Here is an 18,104-nt window from a genome sequence, read left to right on the forward strand (position 1 = left end):
GCAGCGGATAACGGCCACTTCATATCACCTTGGGCACCACAAAGGCACCCTCATCTTTTTCCGGGGCATTGGCCAGCGCCGTTTGCGGATCCAGGTGGCCGGTCTCTTCATCTTCACGAAACGCGTTGGTCAGGGTGATGGCGTGGGAGGTGGCGGCCACACCCGCGGTATCCACCTGTTTCAATGTATCCACATAGTCGAGGATTGTGCCGATCTGGCCGGCAAACCGTTCAACATCCGCATCATCGATCTCCAGCCGTGCCAGGTTGGCGACATGCAGGACTTCTTCTTTGGAAATTTTCATTGCAGCTCCCTCAACGATAAATTCAAAACCATGGGATCCGTACACGCAGACGGTGAAACATCCAGACCATCAGCGGAGGGCATCGACCCGCTGCCGGCGTTTGCGCATGGGGGACCTATTTTTCGACCAGAATCGGATTTTTCCGGGCCCGCTTCAGCCGGGTCATGTCCGCTGCCGCCTGCTCGCGGTTTTGGTAACTGCCTACCCTGACCCTGAACCAGAGCCCCTTGCCGGTGATCACCCTTCTTGACAAATATGCAGAATACCCGTCCTTTTTCAGATTTGCAACGATTCGTTCAGCAGCTTCGCCATCCTTGAGTGCCGCCACCTGAATGGTCAGCCCGCCTGCCGGAGAAGCCGCTGTGGGCGTTTTGCGGGATGCGGATACGGGTGCCGCGGCAACCGCTTTCCGCGTCGCGGCTTTTTTTTTGGCCATGATCGGGGCACGCGTCTTGTGGGGCGGCGCGCCCGTGGGTTCAGCCGTCGGTCGGTCAGCGGGTGCGGCCGGTGCGGAGATATGGTCCGTTGCTTCCGGCCGGTCGGATTTCAAGGCTTCGTAAAACTCCAGCGGCGCATTCTCATCCTCGCCGCGAATGGCGCGTTCCAGGTCCGCACGCTTTTTCTGCATCATGGCGTCGCGCAGGGCCACCAGCTCTTTCTCCAAGGCCCGGGTGTCGAAGGAGACCGGCGCGGTTCCCCGGCCCACCAGCACGCCAAGGACGAACATCCACGCGGCCACAAAAAAGACCAGAAGATGGCGCCCCCATGCGATCGGTGGTTTTGAATGGGTGGTTTTGCCCTCGGTCACAACTATCTTCCCTGTTATCGCACTCAAGATAATGGTTTTGGGCGGCGTTATCGGTCGTCGCGGTATGGATTATACAGCTTCCTCCCTCTGGCCTTGCCAAAACCATCATCTTGAATGCGATATGAAGCCACGATGGCGGCCGTGCTACATTGAATCCGGTGCCGACACCCCCAAGAGCGCCAACCCGTTGCGGATCACCTTCTGCACCGCCGTGATCAGGTAAAGCCTGGCCCGGGTCAACTTCAGGTCATCTTCGCACAGCACCCGATGCCGGTTGTAATAGGTGTGAAACGCGGCCGCCAGGGTCATCAGGTAGTAGGTGATGCGGTGCGGCTCCATGAGTGAACCGGCCATGGCCACGGCTTCCGGGTAGCGGGCCAGCGCCTTGATCAGGGCCACGTCTTCGGCCGTTTCCAGGGCGGCAAGATCAGCGGCGGTGAACCCGCTCACATCCATGCCGTCGGCCTCTGCCTTGCGGTGGATGCTGCTGATGCGCGCATGTACATACTGAACGTAGTAGACCGGGTTGTCGTTGGTTTTCTGCTTGGCCAGTTCCAGGTCAAAATCCAGCGAACTGTCATAATGGCGGGTCAGGAAAATGAACCGCGCCGCATCCCGGCCGACCTCCTTGACCACATCGGCCAGGGTGACGAATTCGCCGGCCCGGGTGGACATGGCCACCGGCTGCCCGGCACGCAGCAGGTTGACCAGCTGAACCAACAGCACATCGAACTGATCCCGCCGGTAGCCGGTCGCTTCCACGGCCGCTTTCATGCGCGGGATATAGCCGTGGTGATCGGCGCCCCACACATCGATGACCTTTTTGAATCCGCGTTCGAACTTGTCCTTGTGATAGGTGATATCCGAGGCGAAATAGGTGGTCTGCCCGTTCTGGCGCACCACCACGCGGTCCTTTTCGTCACCGAATTCACTGGTTTTGAACCACTGGGCCCCATCCTTCTCGTAAATCAGTCCCTTGTCCTTGAAATGGCGGATATCCGCCGCCACCTTGCCGGCATCGTAGAGGCTCTGCTCGGAAAACCAGCAGTCAAAGGTCACCCCGAAGTCCACCAGATCGGCCCGCATGCCATCGGTAATTTTCCCTGCGGCGTAGCGCGCGCAGGGCATGATCGCCTCGTCCGCATCCTTTTCAAACAGCGCCGCACCGTCCCGCTCCATCAGTTCGGCGGCCAGGTCACGGATGTAGGCCCCCTGGTAGCAGGTATCGGGGAATTCAACGGTGTGGCCCAGCAGTTCGCGGCCCCTTAGATAGACCGACATTCCCAGGGTCTGAATCTGCCGGCCGGAATCGTTGATGTAATACTCCTTCTGCACGTCGAATCCGCAGAAGCGCAGGATGTTGGCCGTACTGTCTCCCACGGCGGCCCCGCGTCCGTGGCCGACATGCAACGGGCCGGTGGGGTTGGAACTGACGAATTCGATCTGAATGGGCATGCCCTTGCCCAGGTCCACGCGGCCGTACTGGTCGTCCTGGTCGTGGATGGCGGACAGCACCGGATGCCAGGCGGACGGACGGATGAAAAAATTGATGAATCCCGGACCGGCGATCTCCGTGCGGGCAATGATGCCGCGGGTGTCGTCCAGGTGGTCGATCAGCGCCTGGGCAATTTTGCGCGGTGCCATACGCTGGGTTTTGGCCATCTGCATGGCCATGTTGGTGGAGAGATCGCCATGGCTGTCGGCCTTGGGTTCTTCCAGCACCACCTCGCAAAATTCCGCTGAGGGCAGAATGCCGCCGGCATGGGCGGCCGCTGCGGCCGCCAGAATCATTTCCTTGAGTGACTGCTTCATGAACACTGTCCTGACACCGCTCCAAACGGAACGGTTGGCCCCGATCCGATGATCCGGTGGTTGGGTTGAATTGATGGGTGCGAAAGTGCGGTGGTCCCTGCCCGCGCACCCCGCCGGGCACATAACGCCCAGTTCATAAAGAGTTTTCCCATCCAAGTCAAGGTGGATTCCTTTTCCCTTCAGGGTAACCGCATTTGGACTGTTTCCTGTTTTTCGCGGCCAAGGACCGCTCCTACACGTTCTTACGATATGGCTGTTTAATGGGTTGCGTTGTAAGAGCTGGCCATGCCTGCGACAACGGTTTTCCATAGAGGTTGCCAAATGCGGCTACCCTGCTTTTCCCTTGCAACCCGTTTGATTCCAACGTATTTTACTATTTTCCTGCATATACGGACGCTATCGCCCGGATTCTGGATCGACACAAAGGTAAAATCCATTGATGAACATGAGGTTCTGTAAGCAGCGGCGCCAACTCGCCGTCGATGTTGATGCGGTCAGTCGGGTGATCGCCGCCACCCAGCTTGCCTCCGGTGAAATTCCCTGGTCGCCGGGAGACAAGACCGATCCCTGGGATCACGTGGAAGCCGCCATGGGGCTGGTGGTGGGCGGCTATTTCGAGCAGGCCCGCCACGCGTTTTCCTGGTTGCGCACCATGCAGCTGTCCGACGGGTCATGGTTTTCCGCCTACCGTCAGGGCGTGCCCGCCGACCGCACCCGCGATACCAACATGAGCGCCTACATCGCCGTTGGCGTATGGCACTACTGGCTGGTCACCGGTGATGGCCGGTTTCTCGAATCCATGTGGGAGACCGTCCGGCGGGCCATCGATTTCGCCCTGCGTCACCAGCGGCCCGGCGGCGAAATCGCCTGGGCCATCAGCCCCCAGGGCCGGCTGGACCCCATGGCGCTGCTCACCGGCTGCAGTTCCATTTATATGAGCCTGAAATGCGCCCTGGCCACGGCCGCCCAACTGGCCATCGACGTGCCGGCATGGGCCACGGCGTACCACCGCCTGGGCGAGGCCATCCGGCACCGCCCGACCCTGTTCAACATGACCAAATCGCGTTTTTCCATGGATTGGTTCTACCCGGTGCTGTGTGGCGCCGTCACCGGACAGGCCGCCCACCGGCGCATCGACCGGCAGTGGAAAAAATATGTGGTCGAGGGCCTGGGGGTGCGCTGCGTCTCCGACCAGCCCTGGGTGACCATTGCCGAAAGCGCCGAACTGGTGCTGGCCCTTTCCGCCATGGGCGACATGGAAAAAGCAAACATCGTCTTCAGCTGGCTCTCCGAGCATGTTTTCGAGGACAGCTCCTTCTGGTGTGGCTTCACCTTCCCGGACATGACCCTGTGGCCGGAGGAGAAAATCGCCTGGACCAACGCCGTGGTGCTTTTGGCTGCCGACGCCCTGTTCGGTCTGACCCCGGCCGCGCACCTGTTCAGCCATGCCGGATGGGATCAAAAATGATCAAGGATCATCGTCCATACGGGGTCAAGAAAGCCTACCTGAAGCTTCAGAAGTTCTATGCCAACCATTTCCTGCGGCCCCAGATGGCCCATCTGGGAAAGGGGTTCAGTTTCATGCGCCCCTGGCATGTGGAGCTGTTCGGCGGCCCCATCCGCATCGGTAGTTACGCCACGGTCATTGCCACGCCGGACAAGAAAATCCGCCTGTCGGTCTGGCCGGCCGAAGCGGGCAGGGGCCACATCACCATCGGCGACTACTGCCTGATCTGCCCGGGCGTGCGCATCAGCAGCGCCGAGGGGGTCACCATGGCCGACAACTGCATGATCGCCAACGGGGCCTACATTACCGATTCGGACTGGCACGGCATCTACAATCGCCTCTCCTTCGGCCGGGCCCGGGCGGTGACGGTTGAAAAAAATGTCTGGATCGGGGACAGCGCCATTGTCTGCAAGGGGGTCACCATCGGTGAAAACAGCATCATCGGCGCCGGCGCCATCGTGGTGGATTCGGTGCCGGCCAACTGCGTGGCCGCCGGCAACCCGGCCCGGGTGGTCAAACGGCTGGACCCGGCGGAACCCTTTACCACCCGCGCCCAGTTCTTCTCGGATTCGGCCCGCCTGGCCCGGGATTTCATGGCCTGGGAACAGGCCATGCTGCACGGCAACACCCTTTTCGGCTGGCTGCGCCACCTGCTCTTTCCCGTCCGGGGGGATTGATGGCCGCAACCCCACCCGCCAGAGACCTGATCGCCGTACTCATGCCCGACGGCACCCCCCAGCTGGAATGGGCAGCGGTGGAAACGCGCATCAACAAAAGCCGCCAGCTGCTTCAGCAGGAACTGGCCGACCGGTTTGCCGCTGCCGGTGACGGGTGGCTGCTCAGCCTCGGGTTTTCCGATCCCGACATCCCCCTTTCCCCGTCCCTCGCCTTCTGGCGCGAGGTGGCCGGCGATTTTACCCGGCAACTGATCCGCACCCCGGATCTGGAAGCCCTGCGCGGATCGATCCGGCTCGATCTGCCAGAGGAAAGGATCGACGGCTGGCTGGATCGCGCCCCGATGATGACCGGGGTCGACTACCTGAACGCCGATCGCCTGAAACAGGCCTGGGAAGGCCTGCACCTCGCCTGGCAGACGGCCATGGAGGCCCACCGCGGCACGGTGGCCGACTTCATCCGCACCATGAGTCCCAAGGCCCATCTGGTGGGACGCATCTTCTTTCACCTGGTGGAAAACAAGGCCGCCGACCTGCCGTTTGCCTTTCTGGCCACCTACTCCACACGGCTCAACCAGGCCGGCGAATCCCGGCATGTGCCCCTGAAATTCGCCCTACAGGAGTTTGCCGGCAACCGTGAGAAGCTGCTCGAACTGATGGCCACGGTCCACGAGGCTGCCCGATCGTCACCTTTGCTCGGCGATCTGCTGGCCAGCGGCCGGATCTTCCAGCCCCTGGCTTGGCCGGCCCCTCAGGCCTATCGGTTTTTAAAGGACATTCCGGTGTTCGAACGTGCCGGGATCCTTTGCCGGATTCCCAACTGGTGGAAAAGCGGTGCCCCGCGCATCACCCTCGATCTTCAGTTCGGCAGCCGGCAGCCATCCATGGTGGGCATGGAAGCGATCCTGGCCTTTGACGCCGGCCTGCTGCTGGACGGCCAGCCCCTTTCCCGCGACGAGGTCCGTGACCTGCTGGCCCAGTCCGAAGGGCTGGCCTTCATTAAGAACCGATGGGTGGCGGTGGATCCGGACAAACTGCAGAAGGCGCTGGCGGCCTATGAAAAAGCCGAGGCCCTGACCGCCGGCGGCGGGCTCTCCTGGCTGGAAGCCATGCGCCTGCAGATGAATCCGGAAGCGCTGCTCGGCGATGGGGAGGAAGACGCCGGGCTGGTCAGCGTCTCCCACGGACAGTGGCTGGCCGATGTCATCGGAAAACTGCGCGACCCCGGCCGGCTCGAAACCATTCGTCCGGCAAAAAGTTTCAAGGCCCGCTTGCGCAGCTATCAGCGCATCGGGCTGAACTGGCTCTTTTTTCTGCACACCCTGGGACTGGGGGCCTGCCTGGCCGATGACATGGGACTGGGTAAAACCGTTCAGGTGCTGGCCTTCCTGAATGTCCTGTATGGGGTCCGAAAAACCGGCAAAACGCCCCTGCCGCCCAGTCTGCTCGTTCTGCCTGCGTCCCTGTTGGCCAACTGGACCGCAGAAATCCAGCGCTTCTACCCGGACCTGAGGGTCTTTGTCGCCCACCCGGGCATGCAGCCCCAAACAGACCTGGCCAAGGGAAACAGCGATCTGATCGCCGGCTGCCACCTGGTGATCACCACCTATGCCCTGGCCGGACGCTACCGCTTCCTGAAGGAACAGCACTGGCACTGCCTGATCCTGGACGAGGCCCAGGCGATCAAGAACCCGGGGACCAAGCAGACCCGCGCGATCAAAACCTACACGGCCGACCGCCGCCTGATTCTCACCGGCACGCCCATTGAAAACCGCCTTTCCGACCTGTGGTCGCTGTTCGATTTCCTCAATCCCGGCCTGCTCGGCACGGCCACGGAATTCAAACGGTTCGCCAAGGCGCTGAGCCGGGACCATGCCCGTTACGGCCACCTGCGGCAGCTGATCCGGCCTTACGTGCTGCGGCGGCTGAAAACCGACAAGACCGTAATCCGCGACCTGCCAGACAAGATCGAAATGAAAACCTACACGGAGCTGACCCGCAGACAGGTCATCCTCTACCAGCAGATGGTCGCCACGCTGGAAAAAAGCCTGGCAGAAAAGGATGGCATGCAGCGCCGGGGTCTGATTCTGGCTTCCCTGATGAAACTGAAACAGCTGTGCAACCATCCGGATCAATACCTGGGCGATGGGGGGTATGCGGAAAGCGAATCCGGCAAATTCGCCCGTCTGCGCGACATCTGTGAAACGATTTACGAGAAGCGCGAGCGCGTGCTGATCTTCACCCAGTTCAAGGAAATTATTGACCCGCTGTGCGCCTTTCTGGCAGATGTTTTCAATCGCCCGGGGCTGTTCATCCACGGCAGCGTGCCGGTGGGCACCCGCAAGCGCATTATCGATCAGTTCCAGGGGGAAACGTATGTGCCCTTCATGGTCCTGTCCCTCAAGGCCGGCGGTATTGGATTGAACCTGACCCGGGCCAACCACGTGATCCATTTCGACCGCTGGTGGAACCCGGCGGTGGAAAACCAGGCCACGGACCGGGCGTTTCGCATCGGACAGAAGAAAAATGTGGTCGTACACAAGTTTGTCACCCGCGGAACGGTGGAAGAGAAGATCGACCGCATGATCGAGGAAAAAAAGCAGCTCTCGGACGATGTCATCGCCAGCGGAAACGAAAACTGGATCACGGAGATGGACAACGCCCGGGTGATGGATCTGTTCCGGCTGTCGCTGGAACCATAGACCGTGTCTATCCAGAAGATGGATGGGCACGGATAAAGGAAAACCGATGAGCTACTTCCGGTTCCCCAAATATGTCTCCGTGGCCGAAAAACGGGCCCGGGCCGAGAAAAAAATTCGTCAGTTGAAGAAGAAAAACCCCGATCTCGCGCCGGTGATTATCGAGGGGCGCACCCTGGCCCGGACCTGGTGGGGCAAATCGTGGAACCGCAACCTCGAGCGCTACGCCGATTACAGCAACCGCATCGAGCGTGGCCGCAGCTATGTGCGCCACCTGGCCGTGCTCGACCTTAAAATCGACAAGGGGGCGGTGGCCGCCCTGGTGCAGGGATCGCAACGCGCGCCCTACACGGTGGAGATCAAGATCAAGGCCCTGCCAAAATCCAATTGGGGCGCCATCACCGCCGCCTGCGCGCAGCAACTCGACTCCTTGCAGGATCTGTTGGCCGGCCGATTTCCCGAAAGCCTGGCGCATCTGTTCATGCAGAAAGACAGCGGCCTCTTCCCTTCGCCAAAGGATATCGAGTTCGCCTGCAGCTGCCCGGACTGGGCCTATATGTGCAAACACGTCGCCGCCGTGCTGTATGGCATCGGCGCGCGCCTGGACGAGGATCCGGCGCTCTTTTTCCTGTTGCGTCAGGTCAACATGAACGACCTGATCAGCAAGGCCATCGAAGACACCACGGCCCAGTGGATTCAGAATGCCGAAGCGAACGAGACGCCGACCATTGCCGAGGCGGATCTGGGTAATCTTTTCGGTATCGATATGGATGCGGTGCCCGATTTGGGAAATCTCGAAACCGACGTCAGCGCAAAGCCGAAACTTTCCGGCAAGCCCAGTCAAAAGGCCCGGGCCACCAGACAAGCCGCACCAGGCATGGTGAGTGAACGCCAGCAGATCATCGAGCTGGTCAACACGGCAACCGATGGCATTACTGCCGCCGAGTTGCACCACCAGAGCGGTATCGGCATCGTCAAAATCCGCAACGTTCTCTACCAGGCCTACCACAACGGTGAGGTCGAGAAAGTCTCCCGGGGCGTTTACCGGGCCAAGCATTCCCGGGCGAAAGCCCCGGCGACGCCGGCCCAGCGCCGGACAGCGGTCCTGAAATGTATTGAAACCGCCGATAAGGGCCTTCGGGCTCCTCAAGTGGCCGAATCGGCCGGGCTTCCCCTGGCCACCGTCCGGCCGATCATGATCCGCCTGCTGAACGACGGCGCGATCCAACGACTGTCCCGCGGCGTTTACGGGCCGCTGGACCGCACGCACCAAAAGACGGTGCCTTCAACGACAGCCGCCATTTTCAAGCTGATCAAAAACCACCCCAAAGGCATCGGCGCTGCCGCCCTCATCAAGCAATCCGGCTGTGAGGAGAAGCGGCTGCGCAATGTCCTTTTTCGCCTCCATCAAAAGGGGCGCATCCGCCGCATCGCACGGGGAACTTATGTGGCTGCAGCGGGGAAAAAGCAAAAAAAGGCGTAAGGCGATTGGCAGATAAGAATCGGGAATTTTATTATAATATCCACTTCACACCCGCGGCAGGTCAGCGCCCTCTTTTTGGGGCAGGTCGCTGCGGCCCATGAGAAAAAGATCCACGGCCCGGGCCGCCTCCCGGCCCTCGGAGATGGCCCAGACGATCAGGGACTGGCCGCGGCGGGCGTCGCCGGCGGCAAAGACGCCGGGCCGCGAGGTCATGTAATCGTCTCCCGTATGCAGGTTGCCGCGTTCATCAAGGTCCAGGTCCAGTTGGGCCACCACCGTGTCCGCCTCGGGACCGGTAAACCCCAGGGCCAGCAGCACCAGATCCGCCAGCCAGGTTTTTTCGCTGCCGGGAATTTCCTCAAATCTCACCGGCCGGCCGTTTTCCTCGATCCAGTCCACCTCAACGGTCTCGATGCCCGTCACCCGGCCGTTTTCACCGACAAACCGTTTGGTGAGAATATTCCAGTGACGGCTGCCGCCTTCCTCGTGGCTGCTGCTGGTGCGCAGGCGCATGGGCCAAAAGGGCCAGGGCTGATTCTGCGGGCGATCAACGGGGGGCTGCGGCAGCAGTTCGAAGTTGACCACTCCGGCAGCCCCCTGGCGATGGCTGGTGCCGATGCAGTCACTGCCCGTATCCCCACCACCGATCACCACCACCTGGCGGCCGTGGGCCTGGACGGCAAGATGCTTTTCCTCGCCGGCGAGCACCCGGTTCTGTCCACTGAGAAATTCCATGGCGAAGTGGATACCGGCCAACTCGCGGCCGGGGATCGGCAGATCCCGGGGGCGGGTACTGCCCGTGCACAGCACCACGGCGTCGAAGTCGGCACACAGGGAGGGACCGTCCCGGTCGGCCCCGGCCTGGACACCGCAGCGGAAATCGACGCCCTCCTGCTGCATCAGCTCCAGGCGCCGGTCGAGAACCCCCTTTTCCAGCTTGAAGTCGGGAATCCCGTAGCGCAGCAGCCCGCCAGGCCGGGCATCGCGTTCGAAGACGGTCACCTGATGGCCGGCGCGGTTGAGCTGCTGGGCGCAGGCCAGCCCCGAGGGGCCGGATCCGACCACGGCCACCTTTTTTCCCGTCCGCCGGGACGGCGGCAGCGGCCTTACCCAGCCGGCGGCAAAGGCCTTTTCGATAATCGTCTTCTCGATCTGTTCGATGGTCACCGCCGGGGCGTTGATGCTGAGCACGCAAGCCTCTTCGCAGGGCGCGGGGCAAAGCCGGCCGGTGAACTCGGGAAAGTTGTTGGTGGCCAGCAGCTGTTTTAATGCCGCTTCCCAGCGGCCGTGGTAGACGTCGTCGTTCCAGTCGGGAATGCGGTTGCCCAGGGGGCATCCGGCATGGCAGGTGGGCACGCCGCAGTCCATGCAACGGGCGGCCTGGTCGCGCAGATCCGTTTCGGCAAAGGGCCGGTAGATCTCCCGGAAATCACCGACCCGCTGTTCCACCGGCCGCCGCTCGGGCAACTGCCGGTCGTGCTCCATGAATCCTGTGGGTTTGCCCATGGTGGCTATTTTCTCCTTAGCAACAGGAATTGCAAACGTTGCGCGGTCATCTGCGTAAGGGCGAAAAATTTTTCGCCCTTACGCATGAGATCGACGCCTGAATTCTTTTTCATCACTCTCTGTCTATCCGGGCCAGGGCCCGTTTGTACTCCCTGGGCATGACCTTGACGAAACGGCTCCGGACGGCCCAGCGGTCGTCCAGAAGACGACGGGCGACGCGGCTGCCGGTTGCCTCTGCATGGGCCTCGATCAAACCGATCAGTTCGCTTTCATCGGCTGCGTCGACCGGGTCCAGGTCCACGGATTCGCGGTTGCACTGAACCCCTTTAAACTGGCCGGTCTCGTCTTCCAGCACATAGGCCACCCCACCGCTCATGCCGGCGGCAAAGTTGCGGCCGGTGGGGCCCAGCACCACCACCCGGCCGCCGGTCATGTACTCGCAGCCGTGGTCGCCAACCCCTTCCACCACGGCCCATGCGCCGCTGTTGCGCACGGCGAAGCGTTCGCCGGCCATGCCACGGATGAACGCCCGCCCCCCAGTGGCCCCGTACAGGGCCACATTGCCGATGATGATGTTTTCCTCGGCCACATAGGCGGCATCGTCGGGCGGCTGGATGGCCAGGGTGGCGCCACACAGGCCCTTACCGAAATAGTCGTTGGCGTCGCCCTGGACATGCACGGCAATCCCCGGCGCCCCGAAAGCGAAAAAGCTCTGCCCGGCACTGCCGACGGCATCGATCACGATGGTGCCGTCGGGAAGGCCGGTTTCGCCGTAGCGCCGGGCTACCGCGTAACTCAGGCGGGTGCCCAGGGTGCGTTGCACGTTGGTGATCGTCAGGTCGATCTTTACGGGCTCGCCCCGTTCCAGGGCCGCTTCGGCCCGACGCAGCAGATCGCGGTCCGGCTCCTCCGACGCCTCGCCGGGGGCGAGATCGGGGACGCACAGCCGCTGGACGTATGCCGGCGCCTCGGGCCGGTGGAGGATCGGAGAGAGATCGAGGCTGCGCGCTTTCCAGTGGTCCAGGGCCGGACCGGCGGCCAGGCGGTCCACGCGGCCGGCCATGTCGTCGATGGTCCGGAATCCCAGCCGGGCCATGATGACGCGCAGGTCTTCGGCAATGAAACGCATCAGTTGCACCAGGTGCTCGGGCTTGCCGGCAAACTTCTTGCGCAGCTCCGGATCCTGGGTGGCGATACCCACCGGGCAGGTGTTGAGGTGGCACACCCGCATCATCACACAGCCCAGGGCCACCAGGGAAAGGGTCCCGAAACCGAACTCCTGGGCACCCAGCAGGCAGGCCACGGCCACGTCATGGGCGGTCTTGAGCTGACCGTCGCACTCCAGTACCACCCGGTCGCGCAGGCCGTTGACGATCAGGGTCTGCTGGGCCTCGGAAAGCCCCAGTTCCCAGGGCAGACCGCCGTAACGGATCGAGGTGAGCGGCGAGGCACCGGTCCCCCCCACCTCGCCGCTGATCAGGATCACGTCGGCACCGGCCTTGGCCACGCCGGCGGCCACGGTGCCCACGCCCACCTCCGAAACCAGCTTGACGTTGATGCGCGCCTTGGGATTGGCGCACTTCAGATCGAAAATCAGCTGGGCCAGATCCTCGATGGAGTAAATGTCGTGGTGCGGCGGCGGCGAGATGAGCCCCACGTAGGGCGTGCTGTGGCGGGTTCTGGCGATCCAGGGGTAGACTTTTTCTCCGGGCAGCTGTCCACCCTCCCCGGGCTTGGCGCCCTGGGCCATCTTGATCTGCAGTTCCACGGCGCTGGCCAGGTAGGTGATGGTGACCCCGAAACGGCCCGAGGCGATCTGCTTGATGGCGCTGTTGCGAAAATCGCCGTTGGCATCGCGCACAAACCGGTCGGCATCCTCGCCGCCCTCGCCGCTGTTGCTTTTGCCGCCGATGCGGTTCATGGCGATGGCCTGGGTCTCGTGGGCCTCCTTGCTGATGGACCCGTAGGACATGGCCCCGGTCTTGAACCGTTTGACGATTTCGGTCCAGGGTTCCACTGCCTCGATGGGAAGGGGGCGCTCGGCCGGTTTGAATTCAAACAGGCCGCGGATCAGCCCCTCCTGCCGGTTGATCCGGATCACGGCATCGGAAAAGCGCCGCCATGCGGAGGCATCCGACTGGCGCACGGCCTGCTGCAACGCCGGGATGGTTTCAGGGTTGTACTGGTGCACTTCGCCGTCCCGGCGCCACTTGTAGCGGCCGCCCGGGGCCAGCAGATCGTCGGCCGGCGTCGTGGCGGCCATCTCCCCAGCGCCGCATCGCAATACAATCTCACGGGCGATGGTATCCACATCGGCACCGCCGATGCGGGACACCGTGCCGCTGAACCAGCGCTCCACCACTGACCGGTTCAGGCCCACGCACTCGAAAATCTGCGCACCCCGGTAGCTCTGCAACGTGGAGATACCCATTTTGGAAAGCACCTTGAGGATACCCTTGTTGATCGCCTGAAGGTAACGGTTTCGGGCGGTCTCACCATCAATGTCATCCAGCTGTCCCGCTTCCTGCAACGCGTCGATACTGGCCAAGGCCAGCCACGGCACCACGGCACCGGCACCATAACCCAGCAGGCAACAGAAATGGTGAATTTCCCGGGCCTCGCCGGTCTCCACGATCAGCCCGCAACCGGCGCGCAGGCCGGCACGGATCAGGTGATGGTGAACGGCGGCGGTGGCCAGCAGCGCCGGAATAGGGACATGATCATCGGGAATGTCCCGGTCCGAGAGGATCAGCAGCCGGGCGCCCGTCTCCACCTGGCGCACGGCAAAGCGGCACAGGGCCTCGATGGCACGCGCCAGGCCGGCCCCGCCATCGGCCAGGGGCCAGCAGATGGAAAGCTCCGCCGATTGCAGGTCTGCATGCCCGGCGCCGCGGATGGTGTCCAGCTCGGCCGGGGTGAGGATCGGCTGCGCCAGGTAGAGCTGGCGGCACTGCAGGGGCGTTTCGGCAAACAGGTTGTGCTCCCGTCCGATGGGAGTGGCCAGGGAAGTGACCAGCTGTTCGCGGATGGCGTCCAGGGGGGGATTGGTCACCTGGGCGAAAAGCTGGCGGAAGTAGTCGTAGAGCAGGCGCGGCCGTCTGGAAAGGATCGCCAGGGGAATGTCGTCGCCCATGGACCCGGTGGGTTCCATGCCCTTGACCGCCATGGGCGCAAGGATTAGCTTGAGATCCTCGGCGGTGTAACCGAAACGTCGCTGAGCGGCCAGCAGGGCGTCGCCCGTCGGTGGGGGTGGCGGATCGACGGCGGTCAGGTCCGCCATCTGCAGCAGGTTTTCCTCCAGCCAGCGACCGTAGGGCCGCCGGGCGGCCATGGTCTGTTTGATCTCGTCGTCATGGATGATGCGGTGCTGTTCCAGATCCACAAGGAACATGCGCCCCGGTTCCAGGCGGCCTTTATGGAGCACATTGGCCGGATCCACGGGCAAAACACCGGTTTCCGACGCCATGATCACGCGGCCGTCGCGGGTGACCGTGTAGCGGCTGGGCCGCAGGCCGTTGCGGTCCAGCACGGCCCCCACCTGGATGCCGTCGGTGAAGGGGACCGCCGCGGGTCCGTCCCAGGGCTCCATGAAACAGCTGTGATAGCGATAAAAGTCGCGCTTGGCCGACCCCATGGTCGCATGGTGCTGCCAGGCCTCGGGGATCAGCATCATCACGCACTGGGCCAGGGGGCGGCCGGTGTGCAGGAGCAGTTCCAGGGCGTTGTCCAGGACCGCCGAATCGCTGCCGTCGGGGTCGCATACCGGACTCAGACCGGCGATCGGCCTTCCGGTCTCCCCGTCGCGGAACAGGGATTCGCGGGCGCGCATCCAGTTGATGTTGCCCCGCACCGTATTGATCTCGCCGTTGTGGCACAGGTAGCGGAACGGCTGGGCCAGGCGCCAGGACGGAAAGGTGTTGGTGCTGTAACGCTGGTGAACCAGGGCCAGGGCGCTGGCCATGGACGGATCCAGCAAGTCGGGAAAAAAGGCGCTCATCTGATCGGCCAGCAGCATGCCTTTGTAAATCAGGGTGCGGGCGGAGAGGCTGACCATGTGGAAACGGTCTTCTCCGGCGTCGCCCGCTTCGCGGAAGCGGTTTTCCGAGGCCTTGCGCATGAGAAAAAGCTGTCGTTCGAAGGCCGGATCATCGCTGCCGGACGGGCCCTTGCCCACGAAGGCCATGCGAATGACGGGCATGGCCTGCCGGGCCAGGTCGCCGGCCGCCTCCGGACGGACCGGCACCTCACGCCAGCCGAGAAAGGCCAGGCCCATCCGTCCGGCCGCGTCCTCGATGACGCCCTGGGCCATCCGGCGCCGGTTTTCATCCACGGGCAAAAAGACCAGGCCGGCCGCATAATCGCTCTCGCCGGGCAGCTGGATTCCGGCCTCGCGGGCTGCCTTGTGCAGAAACGCATGCGGTTTCTGCATGAGAATGCCGGCACCGTCGCCGGTGGTCGCATCGCAGCCGCAGGCGCCCCGGTGGGTCAGGTTGACCAGGATCTGCAGCGCGTCCCGGATCAGGCCGTGACGCTTGCGGTTGTGGATGTCGCAGATCATGCCCACACCGCAGGCATCGTGTTCAAAGGTCGGGGAGTAGAGTCCTTTGGTACATGCATCTTGAGCAATTGGAGTCATGGTCAGCACCGCTCTTTCCTTTCAGCATGCGGGTCGACCCGGTTGGCGGCAGGACGACCGCGGATATTGTCCGTTCGGCGGGGGAGATGGTTGGACAACTGCGTTGACGGATCCACCATCTTTACAAAAACGTATCAAATTTGTCCAGTACCACGCATTTTTGTTATTGACCAGGACGGTCATGAATGCCATTGACAGCTTACAGAATAAAGGCGTGATGCGAAATTGACCACATGGCGGCACGATAGATGCAGAAATGTCAGCCACCCATCAATAATTTTACAATTGATGGTCACACACCACGCCGTATTTCGGACCTGAAAGGCAAATCGCACGCATGACGGCCAAACGACAAGACCTGTTGAACATGCTTTGTGACCTGAGCGATCTTTCCGCCCTGGTGACGGGCAGCGAAAACATCGAAAATTTCCTCCAGCGCACCGTGTTGCTGGTATCCGGGCACCTGGAAACACCGGTGTGCTCCATCTACCTGTACGACGAAACGGCCGATGAACTGGTGCTCAAGGCTACCGTGGGACTCAACCCCGAAGCGGTAGACCGGGTACGCATGGGTTCCGGCCAGGGGCTGGTGGGCACAGTGATGGCCAGCAGCCAGCCGGTCTGCGAGGGGCACGCCAGTCAGAGCCCGCGTTTTCGCTATTTTCCGGAAACCGATGAACTGCTCTACGAATCCTTTCTGGCCGTTCCCATCCGCAAGGGCGTGGTCAAGATCGGCGTACTGGTGGTGCAGCATACCGAGCCCGATTATTTCGATACCACCGACATCACGGCCCTCAAGGCCACCGCGGCCCAACTGGCCGCGGTTCTGGAAAACGCCCGGCTGCTAATGGACCTGCAGCGCATGTGCAGCATCCCGGAAAAGCTGGCCTGCAACCAGAGCTTTATCAAGGGGCAGCGGGCAGCCGGCGGATTCGCCTTCGGCCGGGCCAGGGTATGGGGCAAAAGCCACGTCCGGCTGATCGCCGGTCCTGACACATCCGAGAGTGGCGACATGGCCGATTTCCGGCGCGCGATCGGTCAGACCGCCGCTCAGCTGGACGCCCTCCAGAGACGTTGTGCCGAACGGCTGCCCGAAAGCGCTTCATTGATCTTCGCCGCTCATTTCATGATGCTCAAGGACCCCAAATTCATCGATCGCATGGTGGAAAAGATCGAAAGCGGCAGCCCGGCCACCCGGGCCGTGCGCGACGTGGCCGGCCAGTACATTCAGCTGTTCACGGACAGTCCGCATCCCTACATCCGTGAAAAGGTCAGCGACATCGAAGACCTGGCCGGCCGGCTGATGAGCAACCTGGTCCCGCTGGCGGACGACCAGAATGGCAACAGCGGCGGCAAGGTGGTCATCGCCCGGGAGCTGTACCCTTCGGAGCTGCTCAAACTGGCCGCCGAATCGGTGGCCGGCATCGTGCTGGCCAACGGCGGCGTCACTTCCCACGTGGCCATCATTTCGCGCTCCCTGAAAATCCCCATGGTGGTGGTCCAGTGCCCGGAGCTGATGCACCTGGATGAAGGCACGCCGGTGCTGATTGACGGCGACGTGGGCAACGTCTTTGTGGATCCCGACAAAACGGTGATCGATCGTTACGATGCCCGCAACCAGGCGCGCCGGCAGGTGCCCGTAGCGGCCGAGCCCCAACCGGCCGGTCCCACCCGCACCCTTGACGGCACCCGGATCCATCTTCTGGCCAACATCAACCTGCTGGCCGAGCTGCCCCTGGCCGGGCAGATGGGCGCGGCGGGCATCGGCCTCTACCGGACCGAGTTCCCGTTTCTCATCCGGCCATCGTTTCCCTCGGAAACCGAGCAGTACCTGGTCTACCGCAAGGTGGTGGAATCCATGACCGGCAAGCCCGTGGTCTTCCGCACCCTGGATATCGGCGGCGAAAAGACCCTGTCCTATGCTGACGCGGAGACCGAACCCAATCCGGAACTGGGGCTGCGCTCGATCCGATTTACCCTGGCCTACCGGGATATTTTCGAGCAGCAGGTGCGGGCCATCCTGCGGGCCGCCGCCGGCAGCCGCACACCGGCAATCATGTTCCCCCTGATCTCTTCCGTGGACGATTTCAGAAAGGCGCGGCAGGTGGTCACCGACTGTCTCGATCAGCTGCGCGCCGAGGGGCTGGAACATCACGATCATCCGGCCATCGGTATGATGGTCGAGCTTCCCGCGGTCGTGGAGAGCATGGCCGAATTTGCCGCCGAGGCTGATTTTTTCGCCATCGGCACCAATGATTTTGTTCAGTACATGCTGGGTGTCGACCGCAGCAACAAACGCGTGGCCGATTACTACCGGCCCGAGCACCCCTCGGTGCTGCGGGCCCTGAACCGGGTGGTGCGGGTGGCCATCGAACACAAAAAACCCATCAGCATCTGCGGCGAGATGGCCCACGACGAGACCATGATTCCCTTCCTGCTGGGCATCGGCATGCGCCGGCTGAGCATCGACCCCCAGTTCATGCCCGCCGTACGCACCTGCATCACCGGCCTGACCATCGACGCCTGCCAGGCCTACGCCGGGGAACTGCTGGCTGCCGGCAGTGTCAGCGCCGTCCGGGAGATACTGTCGCGCCAACCCAACCTGGCCGCCTGACCCCGGGATTGATTCATTGAGGCGCTTGCGTTAAATTCCAGATCCAGTGGCGGGATCGCCC

Annotated in this window: 10 protein-coding genes; 5 read left to right on the forward strand and 5 right to left on the reverse strand. The window is 62.6% G+C overall.

The annotated features are described in order from the left end of the window. Positions 1-19: 19 nt before the first annotated feature. From gatC to argS, 3 genes are all read right to left on the reverse strand, one after another. Positions 20-304 carry an Asp-tRNA(Asn)/Glu-tRNA(Gln) amidotransferase subunit GatC gene (gatC, locus tag GN112_RS15845; protein WP_155311102.1) on the reverse strand — a complete coding sequence of 95 codons (285 nt, stop codon included), beginning with the start codon at positions 302-304 and terminating at the stop codon, positions 20-22. Positions 305-419: 115 nt separating this feature from the next. Beyond that, positions 420-1,112, reverse strand: a complete 693-nt coding sequence (locus GN112_RS15850) for an SPOR domain-containing protein (RefSeq protein WP_155311103.1) — start codon at positions 1,110-1,112, stop codon at positions 420-422. 144 nt (positions 1,113-1,256) lie between these two features. Then, entirely contained in the window at positions 1,257-2,924 is a 1,668-nt protein-coding gene (gene argS, locus GN112_RS15855) for an arginine--tRNA ligase (protein WP_155311104.1), read from the reverse strand. Between the two features lie 439 nt (positions 2,925-3,363). Between argS and GN112_RS15860 the strand changes: the two genes are divergently transcribed. The 4 genes from GN112_RS15860 to GN112_RS15875 are packed head-to-tail and all read left to right on the forward strand — an operon-like array spanning position 3,364 to position 9,287. Next, positions 3,364-4,392 carry a phenyltransferase domain-containing protein gene (locus GN112_RS15860; RefSeq protein ID WP_155311105.1) on the forward strand — a complete coding sequence of 343 codons (1,029 nt, stop codon included), beginning with the start codon at positions 3,364-3,366 and terminating at the stop codon, positions 4,390-4,392. Beyond that, positions 4,389-5,108, forward strand: coding sequence for an acyltransferase (locus GN112_RS15865; RefSeq protein WP_155311106.1), 720 nt, complete (start codon positions 4,389-4,391; stop codon positions 5,106-5,108). Before GN112_RS15860 ends, GN112_RS15865 begins: the two co-directional genes overlap by 4 nt. Next, positions 5,108-7,807 carry a DEAD/DEAH box helicase gene (locus tag GN112_RS15870; RefSeq protein ID WP_155311107.1) on the forward strand — a complete coding sequence of 900 codons (2,700 nt, stop codon included), beginning with the start codon at positions 5,108-5,110 and terminating at the stop codon, positions 7,805-7,807. Before GN112_RS15865 ends, GN112_RS15870 begins: the two co-directional genes overlap by 1 nt. A 46-nt stretch (positions 7,808-7,853) precedes the next feature. Further along, positions 7,854-9,287 (forward strand): helix-turn-helix domain-containing protein, encoded by a 1,434-nt coding sequence (locus tag GN112_RS15875; protein ID WP_162458959.1) that lies wholly within the window; start codon positions 7,854-7,856, stop codon positions 9,285-9,287. 45 nt (positions 9,288-9,332) lie between these two features. Here the strand turns inward: GN112_RS15875 and GN112_RS15880 are convergent, their stop codons facing one another. Continuing rightward, positions 9,333-10,793 (reverse strand): glutamate synthase subunit beta, encoded by a 1,461-nt coding sequence (locus GN112_RS15880; protein WP_155311108.1) that lies wholly within the window; start codon positions 10,791-10,793, stop codon positions 9,333-9,335. Positions 10,794-10,905: 112 nt separating this feature from the next. After that, positions 10,906-15,429 carry a glutamate synthase large subunit gene (gltB, locus tag GN112_RS15885; RefSeq protein WP_155311109.1) on the reverse strand — a complete coding sequence of 1,508 codons (4,524 nt, stop codon included), beginning with the start codon at positions 15,427-15,429 and terminating at the stop codon, positions 10,906-10,908. A 337-nt stretch (positions 15,430-15,766) separates the two neighbouring features. Between gltB and ptsP the strand changes: the two genes are divergently transcribed. Further along, a complete protein-coding gene (ptsP, locus tag GN112_RS15890) occupies positions 15,767-18,043 on the forward strand; it encodes a phosphoenolpyruvate--protein phosphotransferase (protein WP_155311110.1) in 2,277 nt (758 codons plus the stop codon). Positions 18,044-18,104: the final 61 nt, after the last annotated feature.

The sequence above is a fragment of the Desulfosarcina ovata subsp. ovata genome, assembly GCF_009689005.1.
Classification (GTDB): domain Bacteria; phylum Desulfobacterota; class Desulfobacteria; order Desulfobacterales; family Desulfosarcinaceae; genus Desulfosarcina; species Desulfosarcina ovata.